General features: G+C 45.2%; 11 protein-coding genes. 8 read left to right on the forward strand and 3 right to left on the reverse strand.

Annotated elements, in window-relative coordinates; translation table 11 throughout:
• Positions 1-275 precede the first annotated feature (275 nt).
• From pheS to BACHE_RS15070, 7 genes are all read left to right on the forward strand, one after another.
• Positions 276-1,310: a phenylalanine--tRNA ligase subunit alpha gene (pheS, locus tag BACHE_RS15040; RefSeq protein WP_013548568.1), complete on the forward strand. Its 1,035-nt coding sequence runs from the start codon at positions 276-278 to the stop codon at positions 1,308-1,310.
• 108 nt (positions 1,311-1,418) lie between these two features.
• Positions 1,419-2,615 (forward strand): MFS transporter, encoded by a 1,197-nt coding sequence (locus BACHE_RS15045; RefSeq protein ID WP_013548569.1) that lies wholly within the window; start codon positions 1,419-1,421, stop codon positions 2,613-2,615.
• Entirely contained in the window at positions 2,612-3,286 is a 675-nt protein-coding gene (gene nth / locus BACHE_RS15050) for an endonuclease III (RefSeq protein ID WP_013548570.1), read from the forward strand. Before BACHE_RS15045 ends, nth begins: the two co-directional genes overlap by 4 nt.
• Positions 3,287-3,373: 87 nt before the next feature.
• On the forward strand, positions 3,374-4,633 hold the full coding sequence (locus tag BACHE_RS15055; RefSeq protein ID WP_148229865.1) for a phosphoglycerate kinase: 1,260 nt from the start codon (positions 3,374-3,376) through the stop codon (positions 4,631-4,633).
• A 100-nt stretch (positions 4,634-4,733) separates the two neighbouring features.
• The gene (locus BACHE_RS15060) at positions 4,734-5,834 is read left to right on the forward strand and encodes a porin (RefSeq protein WP_013548572.1); all 1,101 of its coding nucleotides are present in this window, start codon (positions 4,734-4,736) and stop codon (positions 5,832-5,834) included.
• Between the two features lie 53 nt (positions 5,835-5,887).
• Entirely contained in the window at positions 5,888-7,336 is a 1,449-nt protein-coding gene (locus BACHE_RS15065) for an anaerobic C4-dicarboxylate transporter (protein WP_013548573.1), read from the forward strand.
• Between the two features lie 69 nt (positions 7,337-7,405).
• The gene (locus tag BACHE_RS15070) at positions 7,406-8,920 is read left to right on the forward strand and encodes an SLC13 family permease (protein WP_013548574.1); all 1,515 of its coding nucleotides are present in this window, start codon (positions 7,406-7,408) and stop codon (positions 8,918-8,920) included.
• Between the two features lie 216 nt (positions 8,921-9,136).
• On the opposite strand, the gene BACHE_RS17940 is transcribed toward BACHE_RS15070, so the two are convergent.
• Positions 9,137-9,268, reverse strand: a complete 132-nt coding sequence (locus BACHE_RS17940) for a hypothetical protein (protein WP_280956404.1) — start codon at positions 9,266-9,268, stop codon at positions 9,137-9,139.
• A gap of 109 nt (positions 9,269-9,377) precedes the next feature.
• On the opposite strand from BACHE_RS17940, the gene BACHE_RS15075 reads away from it, so the two are divergent.
• On the forward strand, positions 9,378-11,576 hold the full coding sequence (locus BACHE_RS15075) for a tetratricopeptide repeat protein (protein ID WP_013548575.1): 2,199 nt from the start codon (positions 9,378-9,380) through the stop codon (positions 11,574-11,576).
• Positions 11,577-11,619: 43 nt separating this feature from the next.
• On the opposite strand, the gene BACHE_RS15080 is transcribed toward BACHE_RS15075, so the two are convergent.
• Both BACHE_RS15080 and BACHE_RS15085 read right to left on the reverse strand, forming a co-directional pair.
• Positions 11,620-12,207 carry a Maf-like protein gene (locus tag BACHE_RS15080; RefSeq protein WP_013548576.1) on the reverse strand — a complete coding sequence of 196 codons (588 nt, stop codon included), beginning with the start codon at positions 12,205-12,207 and terminating at the stop codon, positions 11,620-11,622.
• Positions 12,208-12,219: 12 nt separating this feature from the next.
• On the reverse strand, positions 12,220-12,750 hold the full coding sequence (locus BACHE_RS15085; RefSeq protein WP_013548577.1) for a KdsC family phosphatase: 531 nt from the start codon (positions 12,748-12,750) through the stop codon (positions 12,220-12,222).
• Between the last annotated feature and the right edge of the window lie 14 nt (positions 12,751-12,764).

The following is a 12,764-nucleotide window of genomic DNA, read 5'->3' on the forward strand; positions in this document are numbered from 1 at the left end:
TACTAAAATTCCTGCATGTTAAGTCTTTCTTTATATTGGCTCCATCAACAAGGTTTAAACAGAGCCCCATACTATCTCTAAATAGTGGGGGACAAAGATAATAAAACCATGCATTAAAAACGACAACATGTTCTTAATAAGATATGAAAAAAATCCAAAACAGATCATAAAATGTAAGGATAAAAATTTATACTCCCTTCAAAGAAGCGAATATCTTAAGAAAATTGTATCTTTGCACCGTTTTTAACTTAGAAAATAAATTAAGATAAAATGATATGATAGCTAAAATCAATCAACTCCTGCAAGAAGTGGAAGCGCTGAAAGCCGCCAATACCGAAGAGTTAGAAGCACTCCGCATCAAGTACCTCAGTAAAAAGGGCGCCATCAACGATCTCATGGCTGACTTCCGCAACGTAGCCGCCGAACAGAAGAAAGAGGTGGGAATGCGGCTGAATGAACTAAAAAATAAAGCACAAGAAAAAATCACCGCATTAAAAGAACAGTTCGAGAATCAGGATAACAAATGTGACGACATTGATTTGACGCGCTCCGCTTACCCGATAGAACTTGGTACACGTCATCCACTTACAATCGTAAAGAATGAAATTATCGACATATTCGCCCGGCTTGGTTTCAGCATTGCCGAGGGGCCGGAAATTGAAGATGACTGGCACGTCTTCTCTTCCATGAACTTTGCAGAAGACCATCCGGCACGTGATATGCAAGATACATTCTTCATCGAAACCAGTAGCGAAAACGTATCCCACAACATAATCCTGCGTACTCATACTTCAAGTGTACAAAGCCGTGTAATGGAAATTTCGCAGCCACCTATCCGTGTTCTTTGTCCGGGACGTGTTTACCGCAATGAAGCCATAAGCTACCGTGCACACGCTTTCTTTCATCAAGTCGAAGCATTGTATGTGGACAAGGATGTATCTTTCACCGATCTGAAACAAGCCTTACTACTCTTTGCGCAAGAAATGTTTGGCAATGATACTAAAATCCGCTTACGTCCATCCTATTTTCCTTTCACCGAACCCAGTGCAGAAATGGATATCAGTTGCAATATCTGCGGTGGAAAAGGGTGTCCCTTCTGTAAAGGAACGGGGTGGGTAGAAATATTAGGATGTGGAATGATAGACCCCAATGTATTGGAATTAAACGGCATAGACAGCAAGATATACAGTGGGTATGCCTTAGGAATGGGTATAGAACGTATTGCCAATCTAAAATATCGTGTCAACGACCTACGTCTCTTTTCAGAGAATGACACGCGCTTCTTGAAAGAATTCGGGGCAGCATACTAAAGCAATCCCGGCTATAGCATAATTAGGCACGGATCATACGGGAGGCACGGATTTCAAAATTTGATCGTGAAAATCCGCGCAATCCGTGCCTAAAAAGTTTCAAACAAAATGAAAGATAGACTTGTCACATCAGGGTATTGTTTCATCCTTGCGGCCAATTTTCTGTTGTTTTTCGGTTTCTGGCTGCTAATGCCTGTATTGCCTTTCTACTTATCAGAAGTATTTGGAGCAAACAAGGCAACTATCGGCATCGTACTTTCCTGCTATACCATCGCAGCACTGTGCATCCGTCCTTTTTCGGGATATCTGCTTGATACATTTGCCCGCAAGCCACTCTACCTTACAGCCTACTTTATATTCACCGCCATCTTTGGCGGATACCTCATAGCCGGTACGCTAACACTATTCATTCTCTTCCGTATCATCCACGGCATATCGTTCGGCATGGTTACAGTAGGCGGAAATACCATTGTAATCGACATCATGCCCTCTTCACGTCGTGGAGAAGGGCTTGGATATTACGGACTCGCCAATAACATAGCCATGTCCATAGGCCCGATGACAGGATTATTCCTGCATGATGCGGAAGTTTCTTATACACTTATATTTTGTTGTTCATTATGCTCTTGTCTGGCAGGATTTGTGTGTGCAGCATTAGTGAGAACACCTTATAAGCCTTCCGTAAAGAGAGAGCCGATTTCACTCGACCGCTTCATCTTACTCAAAGGATTGCCTGCCGGTATCAGCCTGCTGTTACTTTCCATTCCCTATGGCATGACCACCAATTATGTGGCTATGTATGCCCGCCAAATAGACATTCAGGCATCCACAGGTTTTTTTTTCACTTTCATGGCATTGGGTATGGCAGTGTCACGCCTTTTTTCGGGACGGTTGGTGGATAGAGGAAAAATTACACAAGTCATCTCCGCCGGACTATACATTGTTATCGGCAGTTTTTTTCTCCTTGCGGCCTGCGTTTATGTAATCCAGTGGAACAGCAATGTCTGCACATATCTGTTCTTCTTTATAGCTTTGATGCTGGGCGTAGGATTCGGTATCATGTTTCCGGCGTACAACACGTTGTTTGTTAACCTTGCTCCCAACAAACAACGTGGTACAGCCACTTCCACCTACCTCACATCTTGGGATGTAGGTATAGGAATCGGCATGCTGGCAGGAGGTTACATTGCAGAAATCAGCACCTTTGACAAAGCCTATCTGTTCGGAGCCTGTCTCACGATTGTTTCCACTCTTTATTTCAACCTGAAAGTATCCCCTCATTATCATAAAAACAAATTAAGATGAGAAAGAAAGAACGTTATGAAAGAATAATTGCCTGGTTCAGAGAAAACCGTCCCGTAGCCGAAACTGAATTGCATTATGACAATCCGTTCGAACTGCTAATAGCGGTAATTCTCTCTGCACAATGTACGGACAAACGGGTAAATATGATTACTCCTGCCATCTACCGTGATTTTCCTACTCCCGAAGCGCTCGCCGCTACAGAGTCTGAGGTAATCTATGAGTACATCCGCAGCGTTTCTTATCCCAACAACAAAGCCAAGCACCTTGTGGGAATGGCGAGAATGTTAGTGAAAGATTTCAACAGTCAAGTACCCGACACTTTGGAAGAACTTATCAAACTACCCGGCGTAGGACGCAAAACAGCCAATGTCATCCAATCCGTCGCCTTCAATAAAGCTGCCATGGCTGTGGACACCCACGTATTCCGCGTAAGCCATCGTTTGGGCTTGGTATCGGATAAATGTACCACTCCGTTCAGTGTAGAAAAGGAACTTGTAAAATATATTCCGGAAGCCGACATTTCCATTGCCCACCATTGGCTTATCTTGCACGGCCGCTACACATGTCAGGCACGCACTCCGCAATGCGACGAGTGCGGTTTACAATTGTTGTGCAAATATTATTGCCAGAAATATAAAGTAAGCAAAGAGAGTGGCCAGAATGAAGAATAAATGACGGTTTAATAGCTGAAAAAAGAAATAAATGCTAACTTTGCGCTCATAAAAAAGAATTAGTAACACTTTTAAAATATATAGAGTATTATGACAATTGATCAATTTAACTTTGCCGGAAAAAAGGCATTCGTTCGTGTGGACTTCAATGTGCCCTTGGACGAAAACTTCAACATTACAGACGATACCCGTATGCGTGCCGCTCTTCCTACATTGAAGAAGATTTTGGCCGACGGTGGTAGTGTAATTATCGGTTCTCACCTCGGTCGTCCGAAAGGCCCGGCTGATAAGTTCTCTTTGAAACACATCCTGAAGCATCTTGAAGAGTTATTGGGCGTTGAAGTACAATTTGCAAACGACTGCATGGGTGAAGAAGCCGCTGTCAAAGCCGCCGCTCTGCAACCGGGTGAAGTGCTGTTGCTCGAAAATCTCCGTTTCTATGCCGAAGAAGAAGGCAAGCCTCGTGGCCTGGCCGAAGATGCCACGGACGATGAAAAGAAAGCAGCCAAAGCAACCGTAAAAGAAAGCCAGAAAGAATTTACCAAAAAACTGGCTTCTTATGCAGATTGCTACGTAAACGATGCTTTCGGTACAGCTCATCGCGCACACGCTTCCACAGCACTGATCGCCAAATATTTCGACAAAAACAGCAAGATGTTCGGCTACCTGATGGAAAAAGAAGTCAAAGCAGTTGACAAAGTATTGAACGATATACACCGCCCTTTCACTGCCATCATGGGCGGCTCCAAAGTATCTTCTAAAATCGAGATCATCGAAAACCTGCTGAACAAGGTTGATAACCTGATAATCACAGGCGGCATGACTTATACCTTCACAAAGGCACAAGGTGGCAGTATAGGTATCTCCATTTGCGAAGACGACAAATTGGAACTTGCTCTTGATTTAATAAAAAAGGCTAAAGAAAAAAATGTCAACCTTGTATTGGCTGTAGATGCCAAGATTGCCGATTCTTTCTCTAACGATGCCAACACCAAGTTCTGCAAAGTAAACGAAATACCCGACGGTTGGGAAGGTCTGGACATCGGTCCTGACACTGAAAAAATCTTTGCCGAAGTCATCAAAAATTCCAAGACTATCCTATGGAACGGTCCTACGGGTGTATTCGAGTTTGAAAACTTCACCCACGGTTCACGCTCTGTAGGTGAGGCTATTGTGGAAGCTACCAAGAACGGTGCATTCTCACTTGTAGGTGGTGGTGACTCTGTAGCTTGCGTCAACAAGTTCGGATTGGCAAGCGGCGTATCTTATGTTTCTACCGGCGGCGGAGCACTGCTCGAAGCCATCGAAGGAAAAGTTCTTCCGGGTATTGCTGCCATCAACGAATAAGCCCACAGGAACAGCCATATAAAGGCTGCACTCAAATATCCATCTTGTTTTTGGAAATTTGAGTGCAGCTTCTTTATTTCATACATTATATCACAAAAATATGAGAAACACTCGAAACATCACACTGCTATCAGTCCTGATGCTGGCTACCACATTCACTCATGCCCAAACCTCCATCGGAGAAAAAGCGAAAGCAGACCTTTTACAGAAGACTACCTTCGGCGGATATGCCATAGGAAAGGTATCAGCCACCGACCAGAACCTCAATACCTCCATCAAAAGCCATACCAATTTCGATTTACGGCTGATCCGTGCTTATGTGGACGGAAAAGTGCTGGACTTCAAATATAAACTGCAACTGGAACTGAACGGCAAGCCCAGTGACTACACCAACGAAAAAGGCGTACGCGTGGTGGACGCATGGGCTGAATGGCAGAAATACAAATTTTGCTATGTACGCTTCGGACAATTCAAACGTGCTTTTACCTTTGAAAATCCCATGAATCCGTGGGACATAGGTTTCGGGGCCTATTCGCAACTCATCACCAGACTGGCCGGCATGAACGACCGTGTAGGTGAGCACTCCAGCAACGGACGTGACCTGGGACTTCAGGTACAAGGCGATTTCCTGCCCGCAGGAAGTGACAAACACAATTTCGTACATTACCAAGTGGGAGTTTACAATGGCCAGGGCATCAACCACAGCGATGAGAATCGTTCCAAGGATATCATCGGCGGCGTGTATGTCTATCCCGTCAAAGAACTTGCCGTAGGCGTCTTCGGATGGGCAGGAGACTACACCAAGAACGGAATCACCGTGGATCGCAACCGCATAGCATTCGGCCTGAAGTATGAATCGGCATGGACTGTACGCGCAGAATACGCCACCAGTGAAGGACACAAAATAACCGACTACAACAGCGACGGCTCACTGAAAGCGGGTACTTCGGACAAGGCCGATGCTTGGTATATGATGGTAGGCGCTCCACTTTCGCCCAAATGCAAGGTCTATGCCAAATGGGATGTCTATCGGGACAAAAAGGAATGGAGCTCTCAAAAGGCACTCTATTGCCTCGCAGCCAACTATTACTTTTACAAGAATCTGAAACTGCAAGCCAACTATACCTACACACGCGACAAAAGTACCACAGGTGACGGACATTACAATACCTTTGACCTACAGCTTTATTGGCGTTTCTAATGCTTCGCTATCCGCATTTAAAAGTCTTTTTATAACTATTTAAACAGAAATCTATGATTACCATGATTATTGAGCTGCTGGTTGTACTACTGGCACTCTACGTAGGATCACGCTACGGAAGCCTTGCATTAGGAGCCATTTCCGGCATCGGATTGGCCATCCTCGTCTTCGGATTCGGACTGAAACCCGGTACTCCCCCCACCGATGTGATTTACATCATCGTTGCCGCCGTCACCTGCGCCGGCATCATGCAGGCCTCCGGTGGCATGGACTGGTTGATACAGTTAGCGGAAAAACTGCTGCGCAAACATCCGGACAACATCACCTTCTTTGCTCCACTATGCACCTTCTTCCTCACCGTGCTGGTAGGTACAGGGCATGTGGTCTATACTCTGATGCCTATCATCTGCGACATCGCTCTGAAGAAAGGCATACGCCCCGAACGCCCTTGTGGTGTGGCATCCATTGCCTCTCAAGTAGGCATCACTTGCTCACCCATTGCAGCCGCCGTGGTGGCCTTTGTGTCCATATCCAGTGCCAACGGATTTGAAATCACTATCCCTCAAGTATTATGTGTATCCATTCCCGCCTGTCTGATCGGCCTGATTTGTGCTGCCGCCTGCTCTTACAAACGTGGGCTGGACCTCGACAAAGACCCTGCCTTCCAAAAAAGGATATCCGATCCGGAAACCTATAAATACGTTTACGGCAACGATGCCACGACACTTGACAAAGAGATTCCGGCCACTGCGAAACGGGCCGTCTATATTTTTCTCGGCGCATTGGCCGTGATTGTGACCTTTGCTGCCTTTCAGAACCTGCTGCCGACCCACGACCAGATTAAAGCCGTAAAAGACGCCGAAAGTCTGGAGATAGGTACTGGCGTAGCCCTGCAAGTGACGGCAGATATGTTGGTAAAAGCCAAGGCGGTAGTACCCGGTATGACGGAAATTATACAGAAACCTCTCGCCATGAACCTCGTCATTCAGATTGTGATGATTTCTGCCGCCGCACTGATGATTATTTTTTGCAAGGCATCACCCAAAAAGGCAGTAAGCGGGGCTGTATGGCAAAGCGGCATGGTAGCAGTAGTGGCCATTTATGGCATCGCTTGGCTGGCAGATACTTATTTCTCCAACTATATAGACGAGATGAAGATTGGCCTGGGGGACATTGTCTCACAATACAAGTGGTCCATCGCTTTTGTATTCTTTCTGGTCTCCGTGCTCATCAACTCACAAGGAGCAGTTGTGGTAGCCATGCTTCCGCTTGCCTACTCGCTGGGTATTCCCGGTTCGGTATTGTTGGGAGTATTCCCCAGTGTGTACGGCTACTTCTTCATCCCCAACTATCCATCGGACATCGCTACTGTGAACTTCGACCGTTCGGGTACTACCATAATTGGCAAGTATTTGCTAAACCACAGTTTCATGATGCCGGGTCTGGTATGTGTCACCGTATCTACAATTGTGGCATACGCCATCACTTCCATCTTCTTTTAATATAGAGGTTTCAAAAAGAAAGGCTACCTTTGCCGACATTTATTAACACAACATTTTTTATCTGATACTATGTATAAAATATTTAAAGGCTTCCCCTTGGTGGAAGCATACCAAGAGCTTAAAAAAAACAATCGCCTGGCGGAAGACCGGACAGTAAGCAGAGTCATCAAACTAACCTGTGCCATCGCTGTTTCTATTGTGCTGTGGTTTCTCCCCATTGATTCCTTCGGCGTAGAAGGGCTGACTGTTGTAGAGCAACGTTTGATTTCCATATTCATCTTCGCCACACTGATGTGGGTGCTCGAAGCCATCCCGGCATGGACCACCTCCGTATTGATAACCGTATTGCTGATGCTTACCATTTCGGACAGCAGCCTATGGTTCTTCACAGAAGGCTATTCGCCCGAAACATTGGGACAAACCGTGAAGTACAAGTCCATCATGCACTGCTTTGCCGACCCCATCATCATGCTGTTCATCGGCGGATTCATCCTGGCTATTGCAGCCACAAAAAGCGGGCTGGACGTACTGCTGGCACGCGTCATGCTGAAACCCTTCGGCACACAGTCGCGCTATGTATTGCTGGGCTTCATCCTGGTGACCGCATTCTTCTCCATGTTCCTCAGTAATACAGCCACCGCCGCCATGATGCTTACCTTCCTTACTCCGGTATTGAAAGCACTCCCGGCTGACGGAAAGGGAAAAATAGGCTTAGCAATGGCCATCCCCGTCGCAGCAAACGTTGGCGGTATGGGAACACCCATCGGCACTCCCCCAAATGCCATCGCACTGAAATATCTGAACGATCCCGAAGGGCTGAACATGAACATCGGTTTCGGTGAATGGATGAGTTTCATGACACCTTATACCATCGTCATTCTGTTCATTGCCTGGTTCATCCTTCTGAGGCTTTTCCCTTTCAAACAAAAGACCATCAATCTGGAAATAGAAGGCGAAGCAAAAAAAGACTGGCGTTCCATCGTGGTATATATCACCTTCGCCGTCACCGTATTGCTGTGGATGACCGACAAATTTACAGGTGTCAATTCCAATGTGGTAGCCATGATTCCAGTAGCCGTGTTCTGCGTGACAGGAGTAATCACCAAGCGCGACCTTGAAGAAATCAGTTGGAGTGTGCTTTGGATGGTAGCGGGAGGCTTTGCATTGGGAGTAGCGCTGAGCGAAACCGGACTGGCACAGCACATGATCGAAGCCATCCCCTTCAGCACCTGGTCACCGATAGTAATGATTGTAGGTTCCGGACTTATCTGCTACGCCATGGCAAACTTTATCTCTCACACAGCCACAGCCGCCCTGCTGGTTCCGATACTGGCCATTGCAGGCATCAGCATGCGCGATACATTGCTTCCGATGGGTGGTGTACTGACCTTGCTGGTAGGTGTAGCCCTCGGTTCGTCTTTGGCGATGATATTGCCCATCAGCACCCCGCCCAATGCGCTGGCTCATGCCACCGGCATGATTCAACAAAAGGACATGGAAAAAGTGGGCATCATCATGGGAGCCATAGGACTGGTGTTAGGATATGTCATGCTGATATTCCTGGGATCAAGCGGATTGCTGTAAAACAGTATCAGCAAAGAATATAAAGAAGAAGGGCATGCCATTATTTTGGCATGCCCTTCTTCTTTGGATGAAACAGCACCATGCTACCAATAAAACGAATTCATGCTATTAATAAAACAATGCTTTAGCACCGATAAAGCAGCACTTTATTATCAATAAAGAAAAATAAAGCAGTATAACACTGATTACAAGCTGATTGAATTAATACATCCTTCCCTATTTATGCCTCCAGATTTGCCAACTGTTAATGATATTTTGCCACATCAAGTATGTTCCCGGAGCGATGGCAGCCTCCTGAGTAAGAAAAGTCCAATCTTTGATAAAACGAAGAATTTGTAGTTTTGCCATTCTATTTAAAGGAATTATGCTGCAAAATTAAGGATTATCAAGATGGAAATCTATATTTTGGTATTCTTTTTGTAGCTTTGTATGCGCATATTTTTAAATATACAACTATATGAATGAACAAGCCATACAAGAACAGCATCGACATATCATCGCCTTATTGGAACAAAAACGGCTGAAAGAAGCCCAATCCCAGTTGGAAGCCTTTTTGTGGAATAGCAACGACTGGTCTTTGCGCAACCGATTGGAGCAAATCCAGACTTCTTATCAATATATGTTGCAATACATGCGGCAAGGAGTAAATGACCCGGAACGCCAGAAGTTATACGACCGGATGCTTGCAGCAACCTGGGAGATTGCCGATCAGGCTCGTCTCAGTTTACTCGATGGAATATCCGGCCATTACTATCATTCATTGCGTGCCAACCGAGAAAAACTCCCCCAAAAATATGATATCTCCACTCTCAGAAAAGTACTGGAATCTTTTCCGGATGATATGGCAGTCTGCCAATTAATGCCGAACAATCAAGGATTGGATGCTGTACTGAAACGCCACGAAGAAACCGTCCAGATCCTCTTTCTCACTACATGGAGCAATAGCAGTTGGACTGCTGAAGACGAACAACAAGCTAAAGTTATGCTGGAGTCTGATTTACTGCCCATCAACGATTTATGCCTGTTCACGAGTGCCATCATGCTGAGTTTAATGGAGTGTTTTGACGCACGCAAGTTCGCATGGCTGTTGGATGCATCCACACATGCCGATAACCGCGTCAGCCAACGCGCTTTGGTAGAGATTGCCATTGTATTGCACGTCCATTCTGCCCGTCTGACATATTACCCCGAGCTGACAGCCCGCCTGTCTCTATCCAATGAGGACGGCAATTTAGGCAAACAGTTGGGCCGCATATATATCCAAATACTCCGCAGTCAGGAAACAGAAAAGATAGATAAAAAGATGCGCGAGGAAATCATCCCGGAGATGATGAAGAATGTAAATATCATGCGCAACATGAAATTCGGCTTTGAAGATAATACGGCTGATGAAAACGATCTGAATCCCGATTGGGGAAAAGCTTTCGAGCAATCCGGATTGGGCGACAAAATACGAGAAATGAATGAACTGCAGTTAGAAGGTGCAGATGTTTATATGAGTACATTTGCCCAACTCAAAAGTTATCCGTTTTTTAAAGAGCCGCATAATTGGTTCTACCCCTTTGACATGCAGCATTCCAGCCTTATCAAAGACTTCGGTTTCGATCCGACAGGAGACAATGCCGTCCTTTCACTGGTTCTGCAATCGGGTTTCTTCTGCAACAGCGACAAATATTCGCTTTGCTTCACTATGGCGCACATTCCGCAAGCCCAACGTGATATGATGCTCAGCCAGATGACCTCACAAGATTTAAACGAATTGATGGATGAGAGTAAATCTTCCGGCTTACGTCAGTATGCCCAACGTCCGGAAGTCAACAGCAACCAGTATATCCATGATATTTATCGCTTCTTCAAGTTAAGCCAGCGCAGATTCGAATTTCATGATATCTTCAAAGATGAAATAGCACTGCACAGGATTCCGGCTTTAAAAGAAATCTTATGCAAGCCCGAAATACTTATTTCCGTCGCCGATTTCCATTTCCGCAAACAACACTATGCCGAAGCGTTGGATATATATCAAGACCTGATAAACCAAAATCATGCGGATGCAGACATATTCCAAAAAGCCGGATATTGCCTGCAAAAAGAGAAACGTTACAAAGAAGCAGTTGAAACATACCGTAAGGCCGACATCCTGAAGCCGGATCATGTATGGACCATCCGTCACCTTGCCACCTGCTACCGGCAAATGAAAGATTTCACATCTGCCCTGGAATATTACCGGAAAGCAGAATCCATTCAACCGGAAAACCATAATGTTTTGTTTTATGCAGGAAGCTGTCTTGCAGAACAAGAAAAATATGATGAGGCCTTACAGTATTTTTTCAAACTGGACTTCATGGAAGATAATTGCACCAAGGCATGGAGAGCCATAGGATGGTGTTCATTCCTCTGCGGAAAAGAAAAGCAAGCAATGAAGTATTATGAAAAGCTCCTTGCATCCGGGCCGCTTGCCACAGACCATCTCAATGCAGGACACGTAGCCTGGTGTCTGGGGAATATTGAAAAAGCTGCGGAATTTTATGGGAAAGCTGCCTCGGAAAGCGATAGCAGGGAAGCATTTCTGGAAATGTTTAATAAGGACAAAGAGATATTGATCAAGCAGGGAATTGATGAGAAAGACATTCCGCTAATGCTGGATCTTACAAATTAAGGGATGGCTGCGCATACATTATGACGCAGCCATTTTAAAATACTCAGTTATCTATTTTTATGAGTTCTTTATAGAGTCTCTGCACAGGAAGCCCCATTATATTGTAATAGCTGCCAGATATATTCTCCACACCGATAAAGCCTATCCACTCTTGTACACCATACGCCCCGGCTTTATCCATCGGCCGGAACTTATCTACGTAGTAAACGATCTCTTCCTCGCTCAATTCAGAGAAGCGGACTTCCGTTTGAGCAGTAAAACTACGCTGCCATTCTGTCGTAGTAATGCAGACACCGGTAAAAACCTCATGCGTACGGCCGGACATATCCCGCAACATCCGCAAAGCGTCTTCTCTGTTTTCCGGTTTTCCCAAAACCTTTTTATCCAACCAAACAATTGTGTCGGCAGTAATCATCAGCTCTCCCGACTCCATGACCGAGCGATAAGCATCTGCCTTTTCCTTGGCTATATACAAAGGGATATCCGCCCCTTGCAAAGTTTCAGGATAAGATTCGTCCACATCAGGCAAAGCCCTGACCTCATACTCTATCCCCAATCCTGTCAGCAATTCCTTTCTGCGGGGAGAATTGGAAGCAAGAATCACCCTGTATTTTTTCAGATTATCAAACATAGCGTTTATATATTACCATCCAAATGCTTTTTCATCGGTCATCCATAATCCTTTCACTTTCAATACCTGCTCCACTATATCACGCCCACAGCCATAGCCGCCGTCCGCATGTGAAATATAATGCGCTATGGCTTTTACTTCCGGCGCCGCATCTTTCGGACAACACGGCAGACCGCAAGCAAGCATCACCTCTATATCAGGAATATCGTCGCCAACATAAAGGATTTCTTCATCTTTCAATCCATGACGATCACGAAAATCACGATAATCATGAATTTTCACAGAAGAAGCCATATAAATGTTTTCTTCAGCAAATCCCAAAGCCATGAAACGTCTGCGAACAGCTTCAGTCTTTCCACCTGTTATAATACCCAATAAAAGACCTTGTTTGGCAGCTATATGCAAAGAATAGCCGTCTTTAATGTTCACTGTACGCAATGGTTCACCTTCAGGACTCATGGGAACAACATTTGCACTCAACACACCATCCACATCAAAAACGAGAGCTTTTATTTTTTGTAAATCATGGTTTATGGTACTCATTACTATTTTATTTA

Origin of the sequence: Bacteroides helcogenes P 36-108, assembly GCF_000186225.1 — a bacterium.
Taxonomy (GTDB): domain Bacteria; phylum Bacteroidota; class Bacteroidia; order Bacteroidales; family Bacteroidaceae; genus Bacteroides; species Bacteroides helcogenes.

Excerpts from the sequence above, each read along its gene's own strand:
- pheS (WP_013548568.1), top strand. The coding sequence starts at position 276 with ATGATAGCTAAAATCAATCAACTCCTGCAAGAAGTGGAAGCGCTGAAA.
- BACHE_RS15045 (WP_013548569.1), top strand. The coding sequence starts at position 1,419 with ATGAAAGATAGACTTGTCACATCAGGGTATTGTTTCATCCTTGCGGCC.
- nth (WP_013548570.1), top strand. The coding sequence starts at position 2,612 with ATGAGAAAGAAAGAACGTTATGAAAGAATAATTGCCTGGTTCAGAGAA.
- BACHE_RS15060 (WP_013548572.1), top strand. The coding sequence starts at position 4,734 with ATGAGAAACACTCGAAACATCACACTGCTATCAGTCCTGATGCTGGCT.
- BACHE_RS15065 (WP_013548573.1), top strand. The coding sequence starts at position 5,888 with ATGATTACCATGATTATTGAGCTGCTGGTTGTACTACTGGCACTCTAC.
- BACHE_RS15070 (WP_013548574.1), top strand. The coding sequence starts at position 7,406 with ATGTATAAAATATTTAAAGGCTTCCCCTTGGTGGAAGCATACCAAGAG.
- BACHE_RS17940 (WP_280956404.1), bottom strand. The coding sequence starts at position 9,268 with ATGGCAAAACTACAAATTCTTCGTTTTATCAAAGATTGGACTTTTCTT.
- BACHE_RS15075 (WP_013548575.1), top strand. The coding sequence starts at position 9,378 with ATGAATGAACAAGCCATACAAGAACAGCATCGACATATCATCGCCTTA.
- BACHE_RS15080 (WP_013548576.1), bottom strand. The coding sequence starts at position 12,207 with ATGTTTGATAATCTGAAAAAATACAGGGTGATTCTTGCTTCCAATTCT.
- BACHE_RS15085 (WP_013548577.1), bottom strand. The coding sequence starts at position 12,750 with ATGAGTACCATAAACCATGATTTACAAAAAATAAAAGCTCTCGTTTTT.